Annotated in this window: 23 protein-coding genes and 1 rRNA gene; 15 read left to right on the forward strand and 9 right to left on the reverse strand. The window is 70.6% G+C overall.

What is annotated here, in order from left to right; translation table 11 throughout:
* Positions 1-83: ribosomal RNA gene (gene rrf, locus ACH34W_RS43610) — 5S ribosomal RNA — on the forward strand; the annotation flags it as partial.
* 55 nt (positions 84-138) lie between these two features.
* Here the strand turns inward: rrf and ACH34W_RS43615 are convergent.
* Together ACH34W_RS43615 and ACH34W_RS43620 are read right to left on the reverse strand one after the other, a co-directional pair.
* Positions 139-1,791 carry a DNA repair helicase XPB gene (locus ACH34W_RS43615; protein WP_395967104.1) on the reverse strand — a complete coding sequence of 551 codons (1,653 nt, stop codon included), beginning with the start codon at positions 1,789-1,791 and terminating at the stop codon, positions 139-141.
* Positions 1,792-2,025: 234 nt separating this feature from the next.
* Positions 2,026-2,454 (reverse strand): hypothetical protein, encoded by a 429-nt coding sequence (locus tag ACH34W_RS43620; RefSeq protein WP_395967105.1) that lies wholly within the window; start codon positions 2,452-2,454, stop codon positions 2,026-2,028.
* A gap of 182 nt (positions 2,455-2,636) precedes the next feature.
* Here ACH34W_RS43620 and ACH34W_RS43625 point away from each other — a divergent pair, with 182 nt between their 5' ends.
* Positions 2,637-3,068: a pyridoxamine 5'-phosphate oxidase family protein gene (locus tag ACH34W_RS43625; protein ID WP_395967106.1), complete on the forward strand. Its 432-nt coding sequence runs from the start codon at positions 2,637-2,639 to the stop codon at positions 3,066-3,068.
* Between the two features lie 4 nt (positions 3,069-3,072).
* On the opposite strand, the gene ACH34W_RS43630 is transcribed toward ACH34W_RS43625, so the two are convergent.
* Positions 3,073-5,529 carry a helicase-associated domain-containing protein gene (locus ACH34W_RS43630; RefSeq protein ID WP_395967107.1) on the reverse strand — a complete coding sequence of 819 codons (2,457 nt, stop codon included), beginning with the start codon at positions 5,527-5,529 and terminating at the stop codon, positions 3,073-3,075.
* 102 nt (positions 5,530-5,631) lie between these two features.
* Between ACH34W_RS43630 and ACH34W_RS43635 the strand changes: the two genes are divergently transcribed.
* Positions 5,632-6,156 carry a hypothetical protein gene (locus tag ACH34W_RS43635; protein WP_395967108.1) on the forward strand — a complete coding sequence of 175 codons (525 nt, stop codon included), beginning with the start codon at positions 5,632-5,634 and terminating at the stop codon, positions 6,154-6,156.
* Between the two features lie 41 nt (positions 6,157-6,197).
* On the opposite strand, the gene ACH34W_RS43640 is transcribed toward ACH34W_RS43635, so the two are convergent.
* Positions 6,198-6,821, reverse strand: coding sequence for a TetR/AcrR family transcriptional regulator (locus tag ACH34W_RS43640; protein ID WP_395967109.1), 624 nt, complete (start codon positions 6,819-6,821; stop codon positions 6,198-6,200).
* Positions 6,822-6,986: 165 nt separating this feature from the next.
* Here ACH34W_RS43640 and ACH34W_RS43645 point away from each other — a divergent pair, with 165 nt between their 5' ends.
* Positions 6,987-7,448, forward strand: coding sequence for a GNAT family N-acetyltransferase (locus ACH34W_RS43645; protein ID WP_395967110.1), 462 nt, complete (start codon positions 6,987-6,989; stop codon positions 7,446-7,448).
* A gap of 60 nt (positions 7,449-7,508) precedes the next feature.
* Here ACH34W_RS43645 and ACH34W_RS43650 read toward each other — a convergent pair whose 3' ends face one another.
* Entirely contained in the window at positions 7,509-7,910 is a 402-nt protein-coding gene (locus ACH34W_RS43650) for a hypothetical protein (RefSeq protein ID WP_395967111.1), read from the reverse strand.
* A 368-nt stretch (positions 7,911-8,278) separates the two neighbouring features.
* Here ACH34W_RS43650 and ACH34W_RS43655 point away from each other — a divergent pair, with 368 nt between their 5' ends.
* Complete coding sequence (locus ACH34W_RS43655; protein ID WP_395967112.1) at positions 8,279-8,953, forward strand: HAD family hydrolase; 675 nt, start codon at positions 8,279-8,281, stop codon at positions 8,951-8,953.
* 190 nt (positions 8,954-9,143) lie between these two features.
* Positions 9,144-9,539, forward strand: coding sequence for a cold-shock protein (locus tag ACH34W_RS43660; RefSeq protein ID WP_395967113.1), 396 nt, complete (start codon positions 9,144-9,146; stop codon positions 9,537-9,539).
* 18 nt (positions 9,540-9,557) lie between these two features.
* Here ACH34W_RS43660 and ACH34W_RS43665 read toward each other — a convergent pair whose 3' ends face one another.
* Positions 9,558-10,970, reverse strand: coding sequence for an MFS transporter (locus tag ACH34W_RS43665; protein ID WP_395967114.1), 1,413 nt, complete (start codon positions 10,968-10,970; stop codon positions 9,558-9,560).
* A gap of 241 nt (positions 10,971-11,211) precedes the next feature.
* Here ACH34W_RS43665 and ACH34W_RS43670 point away from each other — a divergent pair, with 241 nt between their 5' ends.
* Entirely contained in the window at positions 11,212-12,075 is an 864-nt protein-coding gene (locus ACH34W_RS43670) for a DUF3027 domain-containing protein (protein ID WP_395967115.1), read from the forward strand.
* Between the two features lie 52 nt (positions 12,076-12,127).
* Positions 12,128-15,289 (forward strand): sacsin N-terminal ATP-binding-like domain-containing protein, encoded by a 3,162-nt coding sequence (locus tag ACH34W_RS43675; protein ID WP_395967116.1) that lies wholly within the window; start codon positions 12,128-12,130, stop codon positions 15,287-15,289.
* Positions 15,290-15,332: 43 nt separating this feature from the next.
* Here the strand turns inward: ACH34W_RS43675 and ACH34W_RS43680 are convergent, their stop codons facing one another.
* Positions 15,333-15,590, reverse strand: coding sequence for a DUF2530 domain-containing protein (locus tag ACH34W_RS43680; protein ID WP_395967117.1), 258 nt, complete (start codon positions 15,588-15,590; stop codon positions 15,333-15,335).
* 169 nt (positions 15,591-15,759) lie between these two features.
* Between ACH34W_RS43680 and ACH34W_RS43685 the strand changes: the two genes are divergently transcribed.
* Positions 15,760-17,271 carry an NCS2 family permease gene (locus tag ACH34W_RS43685; RefSeq protein ID WP_395967118.1) on the forward strand — a complete coding sequence of 504 codons (1,512 nt, stop codon included), beginning with the start codon at positions 15,760-15,762 and terminating at the stop codon, positions 17,269-17,271.
* Positions 17,272-17,300: 29 nt separating this feature from the next.
* On the opposite strand, the gene ACH34W_RS43690 is transcribed toward ACH34W_RS43685, so the two are convergent.
* Positions 17,301-17,852, reverse strand: a complete 552-nt coding sequence (locus ACH34W_RS43690) for a TetR/AcrR family transcriptional regulator (RefSeq protein WP_395967119.1) — start codon at positions 17,850-17,852, stop codon at positions 17,301-17,303.
* Positions 17,852-18,742, reverse strand: coding sequence for an alpha/beta fold hydrolase (locus ACH34W_RS43695; RefSeq protein WP_395967120.1), 891 nt, complete (start codon positions 18,740-18,742; stop codon positions 17,852-17,854). The genes ACH34W_RS43690 and ACH34W_RS43695 overlap by 1 nt, the downstream gene beginning before the upstream one ends.
* A 200-nt stretch (positions 18,743-18,942) precedes the next feature.
* Here ACH34W_RS43695 and ACH34W_RS43700 point away from each other — a divergent pair, with 200 nt between their 5' ends.
* From ACH34W_RS43700 to ACH34W_RS43725, 6 genes are all read left to right on the forward strand, one after another.
* Positions 18,943-19,419, forward strand: a complete 477-nt coding sequence (locus ACH34W_RS43700; RefSeq protein WP_395967121.1) for a MarR family transcriptional regulator — start codon at positions 18,943-18,945, stop codon at positions 19,417-19,419.
* Positions 19,420-19,526: 107 nt separating this feature from the next.
* On the forward strand, positions 19,527-20,900 hold the full coding sequence (locus ACH34W_RS43705) for an MFS transporter (RefSeq protein WP_395967267.1): 1,374 nt from the start codon (positions 19,527-19,529) through the stop codon (positions 20,898-20,900).
* A gap of 106 nt (positions 20,901-21,006) precedes the next feature.
* Positions 21,007-21,576 carry a TerD family protein gene (locus ACH34W_RS43710; protein ID WP_395967122.1) on the forward strand — a complete coding sequence of 190 codons (570 nt, stop codon included), beginning with the start codon at positions 21,007-21,009 and terminating at the stop codon, positions 21,574-21,576.
* Positions 21,577-21,589: 13 nt separating this feature from the next.
* Positions 21,590-23,281, forward strand: coding sequence for a TerD family protein (locus tag ACH34W_RS43715; RefSeq protein WP_395967123.1), 1,692 nt, complete (start codon positions 21,590-21,592; stop codon positions 23,279-23,281).
* Positions 23,282-23,367: 86 nt separating this feature from the next.
* Complete coding sequence (gene thpR, locus ACH34W_RS43720) at positions 23,368-23,931, forward strand: RNA 2',3'-cyclic phosphodiesterase (RefSeq protein ID WP_395967124.1); 564 nt, start codon at positions 23,368-23,370, stop codon at positions 23,929-23,931.
* Positions 23,916-24,080: a hypothetical protein gene (locus ACH34W_RS43725; protein WP_395967125.1), complete on the forward strand. Its 165-nt coding sequence runs from the start codon at positions 23,916-23,918 to the stop codon at positions 24,078-24,080. The genes thpR and ACH34W_RS43725 overlap by 16 nt, the downstream gene beginning before the upstream one ends.
* Positions 24,081-24,095: the final 15 nt, after the last annotated feature.

The raw sequence follows: 24,095 nt of genomic DNA on the forward strand, positions 1-24,095 counted from the left end.
CCATCCCGAACCCGGAAGTTAAGCCCTTCAGCGCCGATGGTACTGCACGGGAGACTGTGTGGGAGAGTAGGACACCGCCGGACACATATTAGAAAGGCCCCGCCTCACGGCGGGGCCTTTCTCATTTATGCGGCCGTTTTAGATGTCGTCGCCTGCCAGGACGGCGTCGGCGTCGACGATGCGGTAGGCATAGCCCTGTTCGGCCAGGAAGCGCTGGCGGTGGGCGGCGTAGTCCTGGTCCAGGGTGTCCCGGGCCACGACGGCGTAGAAGCGGGCTCCGTGCCCGGAAGCCTTCGGGCGCAGCAGCCGCCCGAGCCTCTGGGCCTCTTCCTGCCGTGATCCATACGCTCCCGAGACCTGGACGGCGACGGAGGCCTCCGGCAAGTCGATCGAGAAGTTGGCGACCTTTGACACAACCAGGACGTCGATCTCTCCCGACCGGAAGGCGTCGAAGAGCCGTTCGCGCTCTCGTACACGCGTCTCGCCCTTGATGACCGGGGCGTCCAGCAGTTCGCCGAGCTCGTCCAGCTGGTCGATGTACTGCCCGATGACAAGGGTCGGCTCGCCGCGGTGCCGGTCCACGAGGGCCTGGATGAGCTTGGTCTTGGTGTCGGTCGTCGCACAGAAGCGGTAGCGCTCCTCCGGCTCCGCCGTCGCGTATGCGAGTCGCTCGGAGTCGGTCAAAGTCACCCGTACCTCGACACAGTCGGCCGGGGCGATCCAGCCTTGCGACTCCATGTCCTTCCAAGGCGCGTCGTACCGCTTCGGGCCGATGAGCGAGAACACATCGCCCTCGCGCCCGTCCTCACGTACGAGCGTCGCCGTGAGGCCCAGCCGGCGCCGGGCCTGGAGGTCGGCGGTCATGCGGAAGATCGGCGCGGGCAGCAGGTGCACCTCGTCGTAGACGACCAGGCCCCAGTCGCGGGCGTCGAACAGCTCCAGATGCGAGTACGCGCCCTTCCGGCGAGTCGTCATGATCTGGTACGTGGCGATCGTGACCGGCCGGATCTGCTTCTTCGTACCGCTGTACTCGCCGATCTCGTCCTCGGTCAGCGACGTGCGCTTGATCAGCTCCTGCTTCCACTGATGCGCCGACACCGTGTTGGTGACCAGGATCAGCGTGGTGGCCTGCGCCTGGGCCATGGCGGCCGCGCCGACGATGGTCTTGCCTGCGCCACAGGGGAGGACCACGACTCCGGACCCGCCGTGCCAGAAGGCCTCCGAGGCTTCCTTCTGGTACGAGCGGAGGACCCAGCCGTCCTCTTCCAGCGAGATCGGGTGCGCCTCGCCGTCCACGTACCCGGCCGCGTCCTCCGCGGGCCAGCCCAGCTTGAGCAGCGCCTGCTTCAGCGCGCCGCGTTCGCTCGGGTGCACGGCCACGGCGTCGTCGCCGACCCGGTCGCCGAGCATGCCCTTGATCTTCTTGGCGCGCAGGACCTCCTCCAGGACCGAGCGGTCGGTGGAGGAGAGGACGAGACCGAACGTGGGGTGCTTCTCCAGCCGCAGCCGCCCGTACCGCGCCATCGTGTCGGCCACGTCGACCAGCAGCGCGTGCGGCACGGGGTAACGGGAGAACTTGAGCAGCGTGTCGACCACCTGCTCGGCGTCATGCCCGGCGGCGCGGGCGTTCCAGAGAGCGAGCGGGGTCACGCGGTAGGTATGGATGTGCTCGGGGGCCCGCTCCAGCTCGGCGAACGGGGCGATCTCCTTGCGGCACGCGTCGGCCAGCTCGTGGTCGACCTCGAGGAGCAGGGTCTTGTCGGACTGGACGATGAGCGGACCGTCGGTCACAGGAAGGAACCCCCGGTTGGGATTGGAAGATGGTGTGCGCCTGCTGCACGGTACCTGAGCGCAGCCTCGCAGCACCGGCCCTCGGCCGAGTGGCCCGGCCTGAACTCCAACAGCCGCGGTCCGCCTTCTCTTCCCGAGCCCTCCCAGGCCCCTTCCCGAGCCCTCCCAGGCCCTTCCCCAGGCTTCCCAGGCCCCTTCCCGGGCCCTTCCTGAGCCCCGCTCCACCTCAGCGGATCAGATGTCGCTGTTCGAAGAGCCGGCCTCGTAGAGCACCGCGACGTAGACCACCATAATGATCAGGCCGACCACGAGGGAGACGCCGAAGATCACCCAGCTCCAGGTGATGAGCTTGCGCGCGGAATTGGGGTCGGTGTGGACCTTGGACATGGCCATGGCGGACGTGACGATCCCGGCGATCCCGAACACGCCGCAGCAGAACAGGGTGACGATGATATTGGCGATGAGGGCGCCGATGGCCGAGCCCTGGCTGGCAGGTGGCCCGTGCACGCCGGGCGGGCCATAGCCGTACGAGCCCCCTGGCGGCTGGCCGTACTGCCCGTAGGGATCCCAGCCGGACTGCCCTGCCCCGCCCTGCCCGTATGGGTTCTGCGGCTGCCCGTACGGGTCGTTCCACCCCGGCGGTTGCCCTCCGTAGCCGCTCACCGGCAACCTCCCCGCGCCGATTGGACCGGGTCTGCCCCGCGTGAATCCCACATGAATCGCACGCTACTCGCCCGGTGTCTCATTTCATTGGACTGAGGAGGCTATCTGTTGGTTCCTGTTCTCGGTGACCGGTCTCGGGCATTCTTGATCAGGACCTGATCCCGGGAGCGAGGAGATCGATCATGACTCTGGCGATGACCGCGGCCGAGCGGGAGCGCTTCCTGGCAGACCTGCACGTGGGGATCCTCAGCGTCACCGCGGAGGAAGGCCGGGCGCCGCTGGCCATGCCTGTCTGGTACCTGTACGAGCCCGGGGGCGAGGTCTCGTTCGTCACCGGCCAGGACAGCCGCAAGATGTCCCTGATCCGCAAAGCCGGCCGGGTCAGTCTGGCGGTCCAGAACGAGCAGATGCCTTACGGATACGTCACCGTGGAGGGCGCCGTCACCGCCGTCGAGCAAGCTCACCCGGAAGAACGCCGGACTCTTGCCGAGCGCTACCTCGGCCCCGAAGGCGCCGCCCAGTACTTGGAATCCACCAAGGACGTCGCCCACACCATGGTCGTCGTTCGCGTGCGCCCTGAACGCTGGCTGACCCGCGACTACAGCAAGATTTAGAACCCTATTCGTTCGGGGTCGGGCCGGCGGGGTCTACTTCGGCTACGCCGGTAATGCGGTGGAGGGCGAAGCGCTGGACTGCGGCTCGGGTGGCGTCATAGCCGGTGAGGAAGCCGCCTTCGACTCTCACGGGCTCGACGATCCGGCTGGAGGCCTGGCCTTGCTGGTCCAGGTAGCCGATCCACATGCGGGCGCCACGTTCGGCCGCGTCTCGGAGTAGCTCGATGGTGGCCATGGAGGGGGAACGGGGCGGCTCGCCGGACGGGGTCTCGGCGCGCAGGCGGGCCTGCTCGGCACCGTGGCGGGTGGCCTCGTCGCCTGCGCGCAGCGCCCGTACGGCTGCGGAGATCATGGCGGTGTCGGCGCTGGCGTCGGGGCGCAGCCGGACGATCTCGGTGCTCGGGAGCGGTTCCGCGCGGTGCGCGTCCGGGCGGGTCACGATCACACCGCCGCCGGGGGCCTCGGCGACCGGGGCCAGGCCCATCGTGCGGAGGGCGTCGAGGAGTTCCTGGCGGGGCACCGCCGAGGCGAGCACGGTTGGGGCCAGCCGGAACAGGCGCAGGGTGCCGGAGCGGCGGTCGGCCAGGATCTCGTCCAGGGTGGCGGGGGAGTCGGTGCGGACGTACGAACTGAGGCTGCCGACGCGGACATGGCCGTGGCGCCGGGCCACGTCCTCGATCAGGTACGTGAGGGGCTGCGGGAGCGGCGTCGCCGAGTGCCGGGTCAGAAAATCGAGCAGGTCGGCACCCGTCCGGCCCGCGTCCAGAGCGCGCCGGATCGATTCGGGGGTGAACCGGTAGACCGTGGCGCCGCCGGTCGACTCGACGTCGGCGCAGAGCGCGAGCTCGCGAGCCAGGTCGGAGACAAGGGGGCCCGGGGCGACGGCGGTCAGGTCCGCCTGGATGAGGACCTGATCGACCGGAGTCGGGAGGTATTTCTCGAGGCGCGGCTCGGGGTCGCCGCCGTCGAGGAGATCACGGGCGTACGGGACGACCTGGCCGAAGCCTGTGAGGCCCAGTGCGGCGGCCTCGCGCAGTGTCCAGCCGACCAGGCGGTCCCGGAGAGGCCCGCTGCGGCGGGGCTGGAGCCATGTCATGCGTGTACTGATGGCCTCCGCGGCGGGGGCCTCGCCGGCCGCCTCAGCCAGGACTTCGAGCGTCAGGCGGCGGAGGGCGGGGGCGCCGCCTCGCACCATCCCCTCGCTGAGCGCGTTGATCAGCCGGTCGCGGTCGTCGCGTTCACCGGCGAGTCCCGCGGCGCGGTCGGTGCGCAGCCAGCCGCGTGCCAGCTCGGTCCAGCGGCCGGGGATGTCGCGCAGGAGCCACAGGTCGTACGCGGGGGTCGGCAGCCATTCGCCGTCCAGATCCCCGCTGCGGGTCAGCAGGCCCGCCGCGTAGGCGACCTCGGCCAGGAGCGCCGCCCGCCATTGCTCGACGTCCAGCAGCGTGGCGGCGGCACGCAGGTCGCGCACCGCCAGCCCGCCGCTGCGCAGCACGGCGGGCGGCTCGATGCCCCAGCGTTCGAGGAGCTCCTCGGTCTGGCGGACGGCGGTGAACGCCTCGCCCGCGGCGGTCCGTACCGCGAGATCTTCCGGCCGTCTGGCGGCGGAGTGTCCGGTCAGCGGGGGCGCCTGCGGGCTGACGTCGCGGAAGAGACGGCCGCCGCGCAGATGGAGGGCGACCTCCCGGGGAAGGGTCACCGTGCGGTCGTCCTCGGCGGCAAGGAGACCGCGGGCCAGCAGGCGTTCGATGGGGGTCTCGGCGGTCTTCACCCGCACCGGACGGCGGGCGTCGCTGACGCGGCCGACCGGGGGTCCCCAGGCGAGCTGCTCCAGGGCCGCCCGGGCCTCCGGGCCGGCGTCGGCGATCAGGGGCTCGGGATCGGCCAGGATCGTCGCCAGGCGCTGCAGGAGCCGGGCGGCGTCCGCGAAGCCACGCGGCTCCTCGCCCTCCAGGTCCGTGACCAGCGTGGTGAGGCGTTCGAGTGGATAGCCGGCGAAGACCTCCTGGACCGGCGGGCCCAGACCGGCCGGATGCGGCAGCGCCTGCCGGACGCCGGGAGCCGGGGTGGCCGTCCCGTTCCCCCAAGCCAAGCCGAATCGGCGCAGGCGTTCCAGGGCTGCCTCTGTTTCCTGAGGTGTGGCGTTAAGGGCGGCCGGCAGTGCGCTCAGGGCGGCTGGCAGTGCCGATCGACGGAGCGTGGACTTCCGCGCCGGTGCACCCGTTGGCGGTGCACTCGTTGGCTTGGACGTGCTGGACTGCACCAGCAGGGCCTCGAGAACGGCCAGCGAAAAACGGTCGAGCCGATCGAGGGCACGGGAGATCGCGGCGGGCGTGGCGGCACGGGCGGCGAGAGCGGTGAGGTCGGCGGGAACGGGCGCGACCAGTTCTGGCCGGGCGGACAGGAGCGCACGCAGCTCGTCATCGCTGCGTGCGCGCAACCAGTCCGCGTACGTGTCCATCCCGCTCCAAACTTAATGTGGCGTGCCCAATGCTTCGGCGGGCACTATCAGCGTAGGAGGCGGGGGGCCTCCCTGGGCGCACTGCCGGAGCGAGGTGGCGGTATGACCGAGGTTGCCGAGCAGTTGATCCTTGAGTATCTCGGGAGGGTCGCCGACGCCGCCCATGGCGAACTCAGCTCGCCGGAACGGCTCGACTTCTGCAACCGGCTGCGCCGGCGGATCGAAGAACATCGGCGCGGCAGCAATGATCCCAGGCAGGTTCGGCAGGTCCTCGAGCAGTTCGGTGATCCGAAGTTCCTGGTGGCGAGGGAGCGGCGCCGGCTGGACGAGCTCCGCGCGGCGACGGCCTCGGCGGCCGCGGGGGACGGCCAGGTCAGCCCCCTGGAGCAGGACTCCGAGGACGAGGCCTCGGCACGGTCGGGACACCCGCCGCGCAGGCCGCGCGCCCCGGTACGCACCGTCCGCCGCGGTGGCCGGACGACCCGCCGCTTCACCTGGAGCCCCTCCGGCGCTGCTCGGCTGCGTCGCGAGCTACGAAAGGAGAGCAGCCGCAGTCCGTTCGCTCGCGTTATGACCGCGTTGCGCACAAGCTGGCGCTCGTTGTTCCGCCGAAGAAGAACCGGCTGAATGCACGGGCGCTCGTTCAGGCGGAAGCGGCGGGCGCCCGTTCAGGCGGGAGCGGCGGGCGATTTTTCGAGGTTGATCAGGCCTAGGCCCAGGCGGGCCCAGCTGGCCACAAAGCGCTTTTCGTCTATGCGGGTCGGCGGCTCGTACATCGACTCGTTGGCCAGCCAGTAGTTAACCACGGCGCCGCCCAGGATGGAGGCGATGGCGGGCCAGTCTTCGTCCACATGCTCGAATTCGGGCTGCTGGGAGAGCCACGTGGCGATGCCGTCGTAAAGCGGGTTGACGATCCCCTCGCGCATCTCGGCCACCAGGTGCGGGAACTGGTCGAGGTCGCGGAACAGCACCCGGATCAGGTCCTGCTCCTCGCGCATCTTCGCCAGGCCGGCCTGGCAGGTCATCTTGAGCCGGACTTCGAGCGGCCGGTCCTCGTACGCGACGGCGTGGTCCAGTACCTCGTTGACCTGCTGCCGGGTACGGTCGATGTGCTCGCGGATGGCCGAGGCGAGCACTTCCTCCTTGGAACGGAAGTGGCGGTAGAGGCCACCCGCGCCGGGAGACAGTCCGGCGGCCGCCTCGATCTCCGCGACCGAGGTCGCAGCGTAGCCCCGGTCGGCGAACAGCCGGAGCGATTCGGCCACGATCCGCTCGCGCGTAGATGTCGTCATGTTCTTTAATTCCTCCGCAAGAACACTAAGGCATGTTCGACCAGGTGTCCGTGCTCCAGGCGAGCCACACCCGAATTCGTGATCTGTCTCGCACCGGCGGGCGGGCTACTAGAGTTCGTTTCTCCGTGCCCTGTCGCCGTAGGGGCGCTGCCGGAAGGATCGACGATGCCTGAATTCCTCGCCGAGGACTTCGTGATCCCCACCCTGGTCGCCGGGCCGCGGTTCCGGATCCGTCCCATCACCGTGCACGACGTGGTCAAGGACTACGGCGCGATCGTGGGTAGCATGGACCGCCTCCGTGATCAGTTCGGCCCCGAATGGGGGTGGCCCGCATCGGAGTTCACTTTCGAGCAGGCTCTGATCGACGTGGCCTGGCTCCAGAAGGAGGGCCAGCTCCGGCGATCGTTCAGCTACGTGGTGACCACGCCGGACGAGGAACGCCAGCTGGGGCGCATTCACGTGGCCCCTTCCGACGAGCCCGACACGGATGCGGTCGTGGTGTTCTGGGTGCGCTCCGACCAGGATGATCCGACCCTGGAGAAGGAGCTGGAGGAGTTCGCGCGCGAATGGGTCAGCACCGCCTGGCCCTTCAAGGCGGTCCGCTTTCCCGGCCGCGAACTCCGCTGAGGCAGCCGGCTGAGGCAGTTGTCAGCCGAGGCAGCTGATGGATCAGGGGTGGCTGGTTGATCAGGCGAGGCGGCGGACCAGGGATGTCAGGATGCGGCCGACGATCAGGTAGACGAGGGCGGCAAGGCCGTAGTTGACGGCTACCTCGACCTTGTGGTCGTCGGGCTGGAAGACGTCCTTGAACTGCCAGGCCAGGTCGTCCGCCCAGTCGCCGACCGTGTTGACGAGATCGTTGGCGGTGTTGGCCTCGAACGCCACGAAGACGATGTGCACGGCGAGGATCAGCACGACGACCGTGGTGACGAGGGAGATGAACCAGGCGACCGCGTTCACGGCGCGTCTGCGGACCATCGTCATGGCTTCGGCACGGGGGCGCCGTACGCGGTGGGAGGTTCCGGTGGTTGTGGAGCCGGCCACCTTGGTCTCGCCCGGGGTTCGAGTTCGATCGTTGTCATCTGCCATGACGCCTCCCTGTGAGCCGGGCTGGGGTCGTTGGAACCCGGGGGCCGGGGTGGATTTTCGGGTTGCGTGTTTTTCCTGGTAGCGCGGTTTACGGCTGCGGGGGTGGGTATATCCGGAACACGAAACGCCGTTTCGGGCGGCCGGGCGAACCAGTTCCGGTCGCGCAAAACTGGAACGGCCGTGACGCGCACAGATTCCCGCGCCCTCCTACTCGGATCCCGTCGCATCGCCACTACCAGGGGGGCGCGGGTGCGTGTCCAGGTCAGGCCCCACATCGGGGAGACGAAGACATTGACGGAGACATACCGCCGGGCTCGGGCCCGAAGCCGTGTCATCTCCGTCATACCTATCCCTTTACCCTGTGGGACGTGCTGGATCTAGATTCTCGCGGTGCCGATGTTCCCGCGGTCGCGGTGGGGTTCGACCTCGATCTGACCTTGGCCGACACGCGCGCCGGCATCAGCGCCGTGTACGACGCCCTGGCCGCCGAGACGGGCGTTCCGATCGACACCCGGCTGGTGGTGACCAGGATCGGCCCGCCGCTGGAGACCGAGCTCGGCTACTGGTTCCCGCCCGGTGAGGTCGCGGCCATGGCCGAGCGTTACCGGGCGATGTATGCGGACATCGCGATCCCGGCGACCGTGGTGATGCCGGGCGCCGTCGCGGCGATCGACGCCGTCCGGGCGCGGGGCGGGCGGACGATCGTGGTCTCCGGCAAGAACCAGAAGGACACCGAACGGACCGTGCGTTTCCTCGGCCTGGAGGTCGACGAGGTTGTGGGCGGGGTGTTCGGCGCCGACAAGGGCCAGGCGCTGCGCCGTTTTGGGGCCGGCGCGTACGTCGGCGACCACACCGGTGACGTGGACGCCGCCCGCGCCGCCGCCGCGGTGGCGGTCGGCGTGGCCACCGGCTCGTTCGATAGTGCGGCCTTGACGGCTTACGGCGCCGACATCGTGCTTCCCGATCTGCTGGCGTTCCCCGGATGGCTCGGCGGGTTCTCCGTTGCCGGTCGGGGTTACCGATCGGGCGATGACGGCCGATAGTGGCCTCTGCCTGCAATCTTCCTGCGATGATCCGTTCCGGCCGAATATCCGGATGCCATGGCGGCCGGTCACCTGTAGCTTCTGTCCGTTGGCTCGCAGCTGTCTCCAGCCGTCGCTCGTGTGTTCATCGCCTCGCGGCCGGGCGCTAATCTTGGGGCCAATCCAGGACGAGAGTTGAACGAGGTCCCCCGTGCCGACTGGCAAGGTCAAGTGGTACGACGCCGACAAGGGTTTCGGCTTCCTCACCCGCGATGACGGCGGTGAGGTCTTCGTGCACTCTTCTGCGCTCCCCGGCGGCGTGACGGCGCTCAAGCCGGGGCAGCGCGTCGAGTTCGGCGTGGTCGAGGGCCGGCGTGGCCAGCAGGCGCTCCAGGTGCGCACGCTCGACACCCTGCCCTCGGTCGAGAAGGCCGTGGCCAAGGCCCGCCGCAAGAAGCCCGACGAGATGGTGCTGATCACCGAGGATCTCATCAAGCTGCTCGATGGGATCTCCAACACCTACCGCCGTGGCAAGCATCCGGCGCCCGCCGAGGCGAAGAAGATCGCCACCGTGCTCCGCGCGGTCGCAGACGACCTCCTCTCCTGAGGCACCTTCTCGGCGGGGTCAGGAGGTCCGGCGGGCCGGGGTGCCCGGCGTGTCGTCCAGGTTGAGGCGAGGGCGCAGGGGGTGGCCGCCGGTGCGGTGGACCAGCAGGGCGCCGAAGGCCAGGGTCAGGACACCGGCGACGATCGCGAGTGCCAGGCGGCCGTCGGCGACGATCGACATGCCGAGGCCCAGTAGGCCGCCGATGACCCAGACGAGCTGGTGCAGGGTCTCGGAGACGGCGAACGTGGAGGAACGGACCTCCTCGCCGATCTCACGCTGCACGACGGCGTCCAGGGACAGCTTGCCGAGCGACTGGCCGAGCCCCGCGGCGAGGGCGACCGCCAGGGCCGCCAAGAGGCCGAAGAAGGCGGCGCTGATCGCGGTGACGGCGGTGACGAACGCGAGGGTGGCGAAGACGATGATCCGGGGTGCTCGAGCCTTCATCCAGGCGCCCAGGGCCGTACCCGCCAGACCGCCGGCTCCGGCGGCCGCCGCCAGGAGACCCAGCGCCACGTTCGCCGAGACCTGGTCAAAGCGCTCCTGACGCAGCAGGAACGCCAGGTAGAGGATGAGGAAGCCCGAGAAGGCCCGCAGGATCGCGTTCGCCTCCATCGCCTCGGCCACGACCGGGCCCACGCGGGGGAACGTCCGCCAGCGGCGTTTCTTCGCAGGCGGCGAGTCCTCTGGGACGGGGGCCGGCGCCGTTTCGGGGGTGTCGACGTGGGCCGGGAGGCGCATGCTGAAGAACACGCCTGCCAGGAAGACCAGCATGGCGATGCGGAGCAGCCAGCCAGGGCCGATGAGCACGGCGAGGCCCGCCGCCACCGGAGCGGCGATGGAGGCCGCGATGAGCCCGGTGAACGAGGCGCGCGCGTTGGCGGTGACCAGCGTGATCTCGTCGGGCAGGACCCGCGGTGTGACAGCCGCGCGGAGCACGCCGAACGACTTGGACAACACGAGCACGCCGAACGCGGCGGGCAGGAAGGTCACCGCGTCGTTGTTGGAGACCGCTCCCGCCATGCCCCAGCACAGCAGGCCGCGGGCCACGAAGGTCCCCGCGATCGCGTACCGCCGGGCGTGCCGCATCCGGTCGAGCGCCGGGCCGATGAGGGGCGCGACGAAGGCGAACGGGGCCATCGTGACCAGCAGGTAGAGGGCCACCTGGCCGCGCGCCTCGGTGACGTCCAGGCCGAAGAACAACGTGCCGGCCAGGGCCACCGCGACGAGGGCGTCGCCGGTGGAGTTGACGGCGGCCGCCTCGATGAGGCTGCCGAGGCCGCTGCGGCCCGCGCCGCCAGCGTGCGTGGCACGGCGGGTGAGCCTGCCGGTGGACCGGGCGGCATCGCCGACCCGCCGGGCAGCCCGGCCGGCGCCGCGCGCGGCCGTGCCCGCACCGCGCGCCGTCGCGTCCACGCCCTCCCGGAAACCCATGCGGCTTGTCCCCCAGTCCGGTCTGCCTCGTCACTCTCTGTGGGAACGTCCTGAACCATCTTCACCCCGGAAGGCCCCGTCTTCACCCCCCACCCGGGCCAGGACTGGGCCAGGAATGACGTTTACCCGGGCCTCGGCGAACCCAACCTCGGACCGCGCGCGTGCGTCCGCATGGACGCGCGGACGCACGGACGTGTGCGTCCGTGCGCGGCCACGTCATTCCATGAGCGAGAATTGAGATGTGAGCCCACTTCGTCAGTCCAGCCCCGCGCGTTCGTCCACCACCGGGTCCGCCCGGCGAACCCGTCCGCCGGCCGTCGACGCCGCCTGCGCGGAGGCCATCGATCTTGCTCGGGAGGCCGCGGTGGAGACCTCGCGGCCCATTCCCGTCGGCGAACACCTGGGTGTACGGGCCGAGGGTGACCGGCTGGTCACGCACTACTTCGACTGCCTGGACCCGGCCTACCGAGGCTGGCGCTGGGCTGTCACCGTGACTCGCGCCTCCCGCGCCAAGGTCGTCACGGTCGACGAATGTGTCCTGCTGCCCGGCGATGACGCGCTGCTCGCGCCGCCGTGGGTGCCGTGGCTCGAACGCCTGCGCCCCGGTGACCTCGGCCCTGGAGATCTGCTGCCCACGGCTCCCGACGACGTCCGGCTGGCGCCCGGATTCACGCAGGTCACCGACTCGGCCGACCCGCAGCTCGGGTGGGAGCTCGGCCTCGGCCGGCCTCGCGTGTTGTCCCAGGAGGGGCGCGACGAGGCCGCGAGCCGCTGGTACGAGGGAGTGGCGGGCCCGCGCGCCCCGATCGCCTCATCGGCCCCGGCGCAGTGCTCGACCTGTGGCTTCTACGTGCCGCTCGCGGGTGAGCTGCGGCAGATCTTCGGCGTCTGCGCGAACGAGTACGCCCCTGACGACGGCCGGGTGGTCTCCGCCGACCACGGGTGCGGTGCGCACTCCGAGGCGGTCAACCTGCCGGCCGCCTCCGAGCACAACCCGCCGGTGATCGACGAACTGGGGTACGACCTCATGCCCTCGCAGGCCGCCGCCACGCTGGACACCGCCACGCTGGACACCGAGGCCGAAGAGGCACTCGGCCACAGTTGATCCACTCGTACGGTGTCCTCGATGTCGTGCAGACGGATGGGTGAACGGGCGGATGACTGAACCGTCGGATCGAGTGGACGTCTTTCGCGATGGCGTCGGAGTCGGCGTCGGCATTAGCGCGGGCGCGGGCGCGGATGTGGACGCGGGCGCGGATGCGGATGAGGGCGTGGATGCGGGTGAGGTTGCCGGGGCTGATCCGTTCGCGACCGGGGCTCTTCGTGAACGGGTGCTCCGCGCCTGGGCGGAGTCGCCCGCGCGGTTCCGTGAAGACGCCAACGCCGAAGAGGATTACGCGCTCGGCGGCTACCGCGACCGTGTCATCGTCGAGCTGGCGCAGAACGCCGCTGATGCCGCCACTCGGGCCGGGGTGCCGGGGCGGCTCCGGCTGAGCCTGCGGGACGGCGTCCTGCTCGCCGCCAACAACGGGGCCCCGCTCGACGCCGCCGGAGTCGAGGCGCTGTCCACCTTGCGCGCGTCGGCAAAACGGGACGACGCGGGCGCCGTGGGGCGGTTCGGGGTCGGGTTCGCCGCCGTGGTCGCGGTGAGCGACAACCCCTCGATCGCCGGCGTCGAATGGTCGGCCGACCGGGCACGCGAGCTGGTGGCGCGGATCCCCGCGCTCGCGGAGGAGCTCGACCGCCGGGGTGGCCACGTACCCCTGCTCCGTCTGCCCTTTCCGCTCGCCGATCCGCAGCCGCCCATTCCTGAGGGCGCCACGACGGTCGTACGGCTGCCGCTGCGCGACGCCGCGGCTGAGGCCCTCGTACGGGATCAGCTCGATCAGGTCGGCCCCGCCCTCATGCTGGCGCTGCCGGCCCTTGAAGAGATCGAGCTCGACGTTGACGGGACGCGCCTCCGCACGCTGACCGCCGATCACGGCACTCCCGGCACCGCGATGATCGACAAGGTGTCCTGGCGGACGGTCGAGGCCCATGGCTCGATCCCGGCTGAGCTCCTGGCCGACCGTCCCACCGAGGAGCGCGCCCGGCCGACCTGGCAGGTGCGCTGGGCGATGCCCGAGTCCGGGGGGCTCCCCGCAGGCATGCCCGCGGTCCTGCACGCTCCGACGCCGAGTGACGAACGGCTCGACCTTCCGGCCCTGCTGATCGCCTCGTTCCCGCTCGCCCCCGACCGCCGTCACGTCGCACCCGGGCCGCTCACCAGCTTCCTGGTGGAACGGGCCGCCGAGGCCTACGTACAACTGCTGCGGGGCGTGCCGGCGACGCCGCGCCTACTCGATCTCATCCCTGGCCCGATCGGCGCGGGGGAGTTCGACGCCGCGATCCGCCGGGCCATCCTGGCCCGCCTCCCCGAGACTCCGCTGCTGCCGACGGCCGCGGCTCCGGACGGCGGTGTCGTCCCCACCAGTTACCGAAGGGGACGGGACGCGGTGGCGGTCGACGGGCCGTCGGCGCTGATCGACCTGCTTGCGGGCGGGCCGGACGGCACCGAGGTCGTGGTGCCGGGTCTCCTGCCCGCCGGATGGCCCGTTCGGCACCAGGCGCTCACCGCGCTCGGCGTTCGCCGCATGGAGCTCGCGGACGTCGTTGACGAACTGGCCGCGCTCGACCGGGAGCCCGGATGGTGGCGGCGGTTGTACGAGGCGTTCACGGGTGCGTCCACCGACTCCCTCGGAGCCTTGCCGGTGCCGCTGGCAGGCGAGCCCGATCCGTTCAGAGAGCACGGCGCCCGGATGGTCCGCGGGCCGCGCGGGCTGCTGGTCGCCACCGACGGCATCGACCCGGTGAGCCTCGACGCCCTCGGGCTGCGGTTCGTCCACCCGGCGGCCGAGCACCCGCTGCTGCTGAGGCTCGGCGCGGTGGAGGCCGGTCCGCGGACGGTGCTCGCCGATCCGGCCGTTCGGGCAGCGGTTGAGGGCTCGTTCGACGCGGACGACCCGGATCGGGTCGCGGAGGCGGTGCTCGGCCTGGCGGCGGCAGCCCACCTCGATCCCGGCACGGAACCCTGGCTCGCCGAGCTCGCACTGCCGGGCGACGACGGCGACCTCTACCCGGCCGGGGAGCTCCTCCTGCCCGGCAGCCCGCTGCGCGACATCATGGCCGACGACGCGCCGTTCGGCGTGGTGGCGGCCGAGCTGGTGGAACGCTGGGGCGCCGAGCCCCTTGAGGCCGTCGGCGTGCTCAACGGCTTCGCCCTGGTCCACGGTGAGGACGTCAACCTGCCCGCCCTCGCCGATCTGGCGGAGTCTTTCGACCTCGACGGCGAGGACCTCTGGGCGGACGAGGTGCTGGAGCGGCTCGGGTTCCAGGACCTGCCGCCGCTGGTGCCGGAGTTCCGGGCCGTCCGCGACCTCGAGCTCGTCGCCGACTGGGACGCCGCGCTCCGATCCCTCGCCCGGCCGCCGTGGCGCGCCGCGCTGGTCGAGCCCGCACATGTGACGCTCGCCGACGGCCGTCGCGTGTCGGTGCCCTCGTACACGGCCTGGTGGCTTGGCCGGCATCCGGTCCTGAACGGGCAGCGGCCTGGCGAGCTGCGCTTCGCCTCTGGTTCGGATGAGCTGGCCGGGCTGTACGAGGTGGTGTCCGGCGATCTTGACCGCGAGGTCCTGCTGGCGCTGGGCGTGCGCACGTCGCTCGCCGAGCTGCTGGCGGAGCCTGGCGGTGCTCAGGAACTCCTGGACCGCATGGGCGACCCGTCTCGCACCGTCGCACGTGACCGGCTGGGCCCCCTGTGGACTGCGCTGGCCGATCTCCCCGAGGACGTGCGGGTGCGGCCGCCGGAGCGGGTGCGCGCCGTCGTGGACGGTGAGGTGGAGGTCGCCGAGGCGCCCGACGCGCTGGTCCTCGACCGTCCCGACCTGCTACCTCTGCTGGTGGGGCAGCCGCTGATCATCGCCGCGTACGGGCGGCACGAGCGCCTGGCCGAGCTGCTGGACCTGCCGGTCGCGAGCGAGGAGATCTCGGGCGTAGTGGGGTCGTCCGGCGAGACATACCTTGTCCCGGATGAAGCACGCGCCGTGCTACCGGACGCCCCCGAGACCTACATGGCCTACGTCAGCCTCCTGGTGAACGGCCAGCCCGTCTCCTGGTGGTACGAGGACGGCGTGATCCATGCGTGCGGCCCGGCAGGCCTGGCCCGCGCTCTCGCCTGGTCCTGCGGGCGCTGGGAGGACCGCTTCTTCCTGGAAGCCGTCCTCCGCGAACCGCACGCCCTCCCCACTCTCCAAGCCGAATCAGACCTCCACACCCCCTGATCTGGCACACCCCCTGATCTGGCCGAGCGAGGGTCACTCCAGGTCATTCCGGGTCGGTGGGGTCCCGGTGGGCGGCTCGGGCGGCCTCTTGGCGGGCGCGGCCCGACTGGAGGCGGGGGACGTACCAGATGGCGAAGAGGCCGATGGCGATGCCGGTGACGCAGACCCAGAGCCACCAGCGGTCGGCCCCGGTGATCAGGAGGACGACCAGGGCGATCGCCCAGGCGACGGTCCCGGCCAGGGCGATGCGCACGTCGTCGGTCTCCAGCGGCGGCGGATCGGGGCGGCGGGCAGGGGTCATACGATCAGCCTAAACGGCGGGCTCCAGAGATCTGGATCACACCCTCTGCGGCGCCCATGTTTCGCTCGGCCGCACGCCCGGTTTCACGCTCGTAACGATGGTCCGCGGTGGAGAGTTCTTTACTGATTGAGGTCTTTTCGGTCGGCCGTGTTTCTGTCACGGTGCGCGCATGAGCACTACCGATGACGCAGTCGAACGGCAGGCCAGTCCACTCGACCGGTACTTCAAGATCTCCGAGCGCGGCTCCACCGTGGGCCGGGAGGTGCGGGGCGGGCTGGCCACGTTCTTCACGATGGCCTACATCGTCGTTCTCAATCCGCTGATCATTGGGACCGTCGCCGATGCGGACAAGCAGTTCCTCGGCGACCTGACCACGCCCGGGGGGAGCATCGCGCTGGTGGCGGCGGCGACGGCGCTGGTGGCGGGGCTGCTGACGCTGGCCATGGGCGTGATCGGCCGCTATCCGTTCGCGATGGCGGCCGGGCTGGGGCTGAACGCGCTGCTCGCGTACAGCATCGCCAGCGGCATGTCGTGGGAGGACGCGATGGGCATCATCGTCCTCGAAGGCCTGATCATCACCGTGCTGGTGCTGACCGGCTTCCGGGTGGCGGTGTTCCGCGCGATCCCGGCGGGGCTGAAGACGGCGATCGCGGTCGGCATCGGCTTGTTCATCGCGTTGATCGGGTTTGTGGACGCCGGGTTCGTGCGGCGCATCCCGGGCGCCGTCGGTGAGGCCACGGTGCCGCTGCAACTGGGGGCGACGGGCAGCCTGTCCGGCTGGCCGACACTGGTCTTCGCGTTCGGGCTGATACTGACCGTGCTGCTGGTGGCGCGGAAGGTGCGCGGGGCGATCCTGATCGGGATCTTGGCAACGACGGTCGTCGCCATCGTGGTGGAGGCACTGGTCAAGGCCGGGCCGTTCAACAAGGGGCCCGGACCGGACGGGAAGCCGGTGATCAACCCGGACGGCTGGCAGCTGAACGTGCCGAAACTGCCGGACAAGATCGTCGGCACCCCGGACCTGAGCCTGATCGGTGACTTCAGCCTCTTCGGGAGCTTCGAGCGGGCCGGGGTCACGGCGGCGATCCTGTTCATCTTCACGGTGATGCTGGCCGACTTCTTCGACACCATGGGCACGGTCGTCGGCGTCGGCAAGGAGGCCGAGCTGCTCGACGAGAAGGGCGAGCTGCCCGGCATCCGCAACGTCCTGCTGATCGACTCGGTCGGGGCGGCGGCCGGCGGCGCGGCGTCGACCTCGTCCAACACCACCTACATCGAGTCGGCCGCGGGCGTGGCGGAGGGCGCGCGGACCGGGCTGGCGAGCGTGGTGACCGGCGGGCTGTTCCTGGTCGCGATGTTCTTCGCACCGCTGGTCACGATCGTGCCGTTCGAGGCGGCCACACCGGCACTGGTGGTGGTCGGCTTCCTGATGATGACGCAGATCAGGCACATCGACCTGAACGACTACGACATAGCGATCCCGGCGTTCCTCACGATCGTGCTGATGCCGTTCGCGTACTCGATCACTGTCGGCATCGGGGCGGGCTTCATCAGCTATGTGGCCATCAAGGCGGCCCGGCGCCGCTTCGACGAGATCCACCCGCTCATGTGGCTGATCGCGGCCCTGTTCGTGCTGTACTTCGCGCTCGACCCGATCAAGGAGCTGCTGAACGTGCGTTAGGCCCTGTGGTGCGTTGGGCCGTTGGCGGGTCAGGCTTTGTGGAGGCCGCCGATGACCATCTGGATGAGGAGTTCGTAGCTGGTCTCCAGATCTTGCGGGAGGCCGAAGCCTCCCGACGCCTCCAAAATGGCGAAGCCGTGCGAGGTCGAACGAAGGGCTCGGGCGGCGTGGATGAGGGCGTCGTCGCCGAGCTCGTACGCGCGAAGGGTGGCGAGGATGATGCCGAGGAGCCGGCTGGCGGCGGCCTCCAGACGCGGTTCGGGCGCCTGCTCCATGGCGGCGTAGCGGCCCGGGTGGTCCACCACGTAGGAACGGTAGGCCCGCATGATGGCGCGTACCGCGTCGTCTCCGGAACGGCCCAGGGCCGCCTCGCCGAGCCGTTCGGTGAGCTCCTCGATCACGCGGAGCGTCACCAGCTGCCGGAGCTCGGCGAGATTGCGCACGTGCTTGTAGAGGGACGGCGTCTGGACCCCGGCCTGCGCGGCGACAGCGGAGAGGGTGAGGGCGGCGGGGCCCTCGGCGTCCACGATCGCGATCGCGGCGTCGACGACCCCGGCAGGGGAGAGACCTACCCGCGGCATCAGGCTGCTCCCTGGGTGGCCGGCGCGATCTGGCTGAGGAACGCCAGCACGGCGGCGGCGGTCTCGGCGGGGAACTCCTGATGCGGGTAGTGGCCCGAGCCCTCGATCATCACGATCTCCGTCTTACCCGCCAGCTCGCCCGCGACGATGTCGGCCTCCGCCTTGGGATCGGGGAAGTCGGGGTCCTTGGTGCCCATGATGATCAGCGCGGGCTGGAAGACCCGGGCCAGCACACCCTCCAACTCGGCCTTGGCGTCCAGCCCCATGCTGCGGGCCGCCGCCAGCCGGCCGCGCTCCCGCATGTTCGCCTTGAGGGTCTTGAGGTAGGCGGGGAAGTCGGCGGGCTTCGGGCCCTTGAGGAGGTTCTTGTAGTACATCCCCCACAGTGCCGGGCTGCTGAGGATGACCTTGGCGAGCTGCCGCATCACCGGGTTCATGGAGACCGGCCGGGCGAACGGCGCCTCCAGCACGATCCCGCTCACGAGGGACGGCTCTGTGGCTGCCACCCAGGCCGCGGTGCCGCTGGAGAACGAGTTGCCGAGCACCACCGCCGGGCCGCCGCCGAGATGCCGGATGAGCGCCGCCAGGTCGCTGCCGCCGTTGGAGATGCTGTACGAGTCGAACGGGACGCTCGACTCGCCGTGCCCCCGCAGATCGACCGTGGCGACGCGGTAGCCGGCCTCGACGAGCTTCGGCGCCAGCAGCCGGAACGTGGCCCGCACGTCACCCATCCCGGGGGCGAGGATGACGAGGGGCCCCGCAGGCCGCCGCGAAGCAAGGCCTGATGGGGAGGTCGCGGGGGTCTGGGGGTCGTCCCCCAGAGGAGGCAGCCCTTCGCCGGTCACGTCGTAGGCGATCCGTCCGCCGGGAACCTCGATGTACTCGGTCATTCCGCGCTCCTTATGTCTGATAGCTGAAAAGCTAATCTCTTTAGCCTACCTTGTCAAGCGGGTCCATGGGACGATGGAGGCCGGGAGTCCAGCCGACCGATCGGAGGGGCCGGAGTCGTTGCGTGCCGCCGCCGGCGGGGGAATATCAACTCCTGCCGGATCGTTAGCAAAGGAAATGACTTCTGCGAACGAACATGACCATGTCACCGACCGGAACCGGAGCATCCGTGCCGTCCTCGGCGCACGGGCTGGCCGAAGATCTGCGCATCTCGATCGCCCGGCTGTCACGCCGCCTGCGCAGGCTGAGCCCCGCACCCACCGAAGGCGCCGGCGGTCCCAGCCCGCTGTCGCTGACACAGTTCGCCGCCCTCGCCGCCCTGGAACGCCATCAGTCGATGACGCCCCGAGAGCTGGCGGACCACGAGAAGGTGCAGCCGCCCTCGATGACGCGCGTGATCGCGTTCCTGGAGGGCCAGGGGCTCGTGGAGCGCAGCCCGCACCCGACGGACGGCCGTCAGGTGATGCTGAGCGCGACGACCGCGGGGCGGGACCTGCTGGCGGAGGAACGGCGACGCAAGGAGGCGTGGCTCTCGCAGCGCCTGAGCGAGCTGACGCCGGAGGAACGCGCGATCCTGCGCAAGGCGGCGCCCATCCTGGACAAGCTCAGCCAGGCCTGACCCCGGTGTCCTCGCTCTCCGACACCGCCGCCCCTTCCGACACCGCCGCCCCTTCCGACGCCGCCGACCCCTCCGACACCCCGGCTGCCGAGAGTGCGGCCGGTGGGATGTTCCGGTCGCTGCGCAATCGCAACTACAGGCTCTTCACTGCCGGGCAGGTCGTCTCCAACACCGGTACCTGGATGCAGCGGGTGGCGCAGGACTGGCTCGTGCTGGACCTCACCCACGGCAGCGGCGTCGCGCTCGGGATCACGACCGGGCTGCAGTTCCTGCCAATGTTGCTGTTCGGGCTCTGGGGCGGGGTGGTCGCCGACCGCTACTCCAAACGCCGGGTGCTGATGATCACTCAGGTGTCGATGGGTGTGCTCGCGCTGATCCTCGGCGTGCTGGCCATGAGCGGCACGGCACAGGTCTGGCATGTCTACCTGCTGGCGTTCGGCCTCGGCCTCGCCACGGTGGTCGACAACCCCACACGGCAGGCGTTCGTCGTGGAGATGGTCGGCAAGCGCGACCTGCCCAACGCGATCGCGCTCAACAGCGCCACGTTCAACGGCGCCAGGCTGCTCGGCCCGGCGCTCGCCGGGCTGCTGATCGCGGCGATCGGCACCGGCCCGGTCTTCCTGGTGAACGCGGCGTCGTTCGGCGCCGTCCTCCTCGGCCTGTACGCGATGCGCGAGCGCGAACTGAACGTCGCCGAGCCTGTCGCGCGGGCCAAGGGGCAACTTCGCGAAGGGCTCCGGTACGTACGCGGACGCCGCGATCTGATGCTGGTGCTCGTCCTCGTCGGCTTTGTCGCCACGTTCGGCATGAACTTCCAGATCACGGTCGCGCTGGTGGCCCGCGAGGTCTTCCACACTGGCGCGTCCTCGTTCGGCCTAGCCTCCAGCATGCTCGCGCTGGGTGCGCTTACCGGCGCCCTCCTGGCGGCCCGTCGCGTGTCACGCCCGCGCCTGCGTCTGCTGCTGGGCGCGGTCCTGGTATTCGGTGTGCTGGAGGTGGTGACGGGCCTGATGCCGACGTACGGCACGTTCCTGGTGATGCTCGTCCCCACCGGCATAGCGCTCATGACCTTCACCACCGCAGCGAACGCGTCGATGCAGCTGAGCGTCGAGCCGGAGATGCGTGGCCGCGTGATGGGGCTGTACATGCTCGTCTTCATGGGGACGAACCCGCTGGGCGCGCCGATGGTCGGCTGGATGGCCCAGGCTTTCGGTCCCCGCATGACGATCGTCTTCGGCGGCGTCATCGCCACCCTCACCGCCCTCGTCGTCGCGCTGCTGGCCGCTCCCCGCAGGTCGATCGCCCGCGCGCCGCGCGAGGCCGACAGCTCCGCACGCAAGGCGGACAGCTCCGCTCGCAAGGCCGACAGCGTCCCGCGCAAGGCCGGCAGCGTCCCGCGCAAGATCGGTAGTGTCACGCGCAAGATCGGACGCGTACCGGCGATGCTCGCGAACCGGATGACAGCGGGGCGCGGCTACTGACACTCTTTGACGGTCATTGCTCGGCATGCCGGAGATCGTCCGGTTTGATGCCTGCCGGCTATTGATGCAGGGTGCTGCTCGTACGGAGGAGGGGGAGGGCACGGCGATGGCTGTTTCGATGCAGAAGGGCCAGCGGATCTCGCTGGAGAAGCCCGGCGACGCGCTGACGATGGTGCGGATGGGCCTGGGCTGGGACGCGGTGAAGAAGAAGGGCTTCTTCGGCGCCCGCCAGCAGGAGATCGACCTGGACGCCTCCTGCGTGCTGTTCGCCGACGGGCGGCTCGCCGACGTCGTCTACTTCGGCAAGCTCGTCAGCGACGACGGTTCCGTCCGGCACACCGGCGACAACGTGACCGGGCACGGCGACGGCGACGACGAGTCGGTGCTCGTCGACCTCGGGCGGCTGCCGGTGCACGTCACCTCGCTGGTGTTCACGGTGAGCTCGTTCAACGGGCAGACGTTCGACGAGGTCGACAACGCGTTCTGCCGTCTGGTCGACGAGACGGGCGGCGGCGAGCTGGCCCGCTACACGCTCACGGGCGGCGGCGGGCACACGGCCATGGTGATGGCCCGCCTCTACCGGCACGCCAACGGCTGGAAGATGGCCGCCATCGGCGAGCCCAGCCAGGGCCGCACGTTCGAGGACATGTTGCCGTCGATCATCGCGCAGGCCTGAGCGCGGACGACGGATGACAGAGCTGCCCCGCGGGGCCAACGCCCCGCTGCCCGCGCGCCTGGTCGGTGTCGTCGTCTCCTGTGCGGTGCCGGTCGACGTGAGCGCGCTGATCGTGGGTCCCGACCGGCGCGTGCGTTCGGACGCGGATCTGGTGTTCTTCAACGCGCCCGAGGCGTCCGGCGTGCGCTGGTCGGAGGCCGGCGGCGGTCAGCGCATCGACGTCGATCTCGACGCGGTGCCGGGCGGCGCCGACGCCGTGATGGTGGCGGTGAGCCTCACCGATCCGGGATCGTTCGGCGCCGTCCCGCCGCCGCGCCTGGAGATCGTCGGTGCGGACGGGACGGCGCTCCTGGCGTTCACCGTCGACGGGCTCGGCCCGGAGAAGGCGATCGTCGGGTTCGAGATCTACCGGCGAGCAGGCGCGTGGAAGGTGCGGGCGGTCGGGCAGGGGTACGCGGGCGGCCTGGCCGAGCTGGTCACCGACCACGGCATCGAGGTCGAGGACGCCGAAGAGGACAACGCGTCCGCGCAGGAGAGCTCGCAGCCCGCAGCGCCCCCGTTCGTCGCCCCTACGGGCGCTCAGTCGCCGCCTATGCCGCCTGTGGGTGGTGCTGCGCCTACCCCTGGGCCATCGCCGACGGGGGCGCCGCAGCAGCCTGGGCCGCACGAGGTCGGCTACGTCGAACGGTGCTGGCTGGTCTGGGAGGACGCGAGCCGTTCGCTGTCGGCGTTCCGGGCCTCCACCGAGCACGCCCTGGTCATCCGGAACGACGAGATCGCCGGGCGGGCGCCGTCCGGCCGCTACCAGGAGCTGATGAGCGCGGCGACCGAACGCCTCAACGCCGACGCCGCGCAGCTCCGCGACGAGCTCGCGGCGTGCGATCCGTTCTCCACGGCGGAGGTCGCGCCGTTCTCCGGACCTGCCTGGCTGACCTGGCAGCCGCGTACCGACCTGGCCGAAGGCGTCCTGCTGGGCGGGCTGTCGGTCGACGAACTGCCCGGCCTCCAGGTGCCGCTCGTGCTGCGCATGCCGTGGCGGCGCGGGATCTGGATCTCGCGCGGCGCGCTGCCCGGGGACTCGCTCGCGTACGCGTGGTCGCTGGTCACCCGGTTCTTCGCCGCCCTGCCGCCCGGCGTGGCGGGCGTCGAGGTCATCGACGCCGCGGGCCTGTCGGGCGCGGGCTGGCTGAACGACCTGGACCCGGCGGGACCGGTGCTGCGCGAGGTCCTGCTCGGCGGGGGCGTCGCCAGCGGCCCCGCCGCCGCCGAACGGCTCCGCCGCCTGCTCGACCTCATCGACCTGCGCGGCGTGGGAGCTGACGAATCCGAGCTGCCCACCGGACCGCCGATCAGGCTCGCCGTCATCCTCGACGCGGGCTCGATGCTCGAAGGCGACCAGGCACACCAGGTGCTCCGTCTGGTGGAGGACGGCCCGCTGGTCGGCGTTCCCGTGCTGCTGGTGGAGACCGACACCCCGGCGGCCGAGTCCGTACGGGCGATGCGGGTACGCCAGGTCTGCAACAGCCTGCCGTCCACTCCCGGCAGCGTCGCCGACTCGTGGGTCGGCGCTGACTGGACCCTCACCCCGGACGTACTGCAGGACGCCGGTGACGGCACCCGCGCACCGTCCCTTCTGGCGCACGTGCTCGGCGCCCACGCCCGCACGATCGCCTCGTACGGCGGGGAGTCGCAGTCGCTGGGGTGACAGGCCCGGCATCGGGACGTGACAACGCGGCTCAGGTGCTGACAGGCTGTGCAGGTGGCGATGTGCATCGGTCCTTGGGAACGCCGATGAGACTCTTCGTCGCGCTCGTTCCGCCGCCGGAGATCCTTGATGAGCTCGAGGAGTTCATCGCTCCGGTCAAGGCCGAGTGGCCCGACCTCAAGTGGATCCGCCGCGAGCTGATCCACGTCACGCTGACGTTCCTCGGCGAGATCGACGAACGCACGCTGGAGAAGTTGCTGCCCCGCCTGGAACGCGCCGTGGGCCGCCACGACCGGCTCTCGCTGTCGCTGGCGGGGGCGGGCGCCTTCCCCGGCAGCGGAGCGCACGCCCGCGTCGTCTGGACGGGCCTCTACGGCGACCGGCGCGGCGTCGCCCGCCTGGCGGCCTCGACGACGGCCGCCGGCCGGCGCGTCGGCACCCCGCCCGACAAACACCGGACGTTCCGCCCGCACCTCACCCTCGCGCGGTCCCGCCAGCCGGTCGACGTACGGCCGCTGCTGGAGTCGCTGTCCACGTTCGCCGGCTCCTCCTGGACGGCGACCTCGATCCACCTGATGCGCAGCCATCTGCCGGGGAAGGGACACCCAGAGCTGGAGTACGAGTCGCTCAAGACATGGTCGCTCCGCTGAGAGCCCAGATGTGGCCGTTGTACGTGGCAGGATTCACCACCGCGTTCGGCGCTCACGGCATCGCGGCCAACCTGGGTTCCGAGGACGCGGTCCAGTGCGAGGCCGTCCTGTTCCCGTTTCCGGCGGTGGGTTGGTCGCCGTCGATCTAGGCCTTACGGGCTTCG

It is taken from the genome of Actinomadura sp. 6N118, from assembly GCF_044326415.1.
Lineage (GTDB): Bacteria > Actinomycetota > Actinomycetes > Streptosporangiales > Streptosporangiaceae > Spirillospora.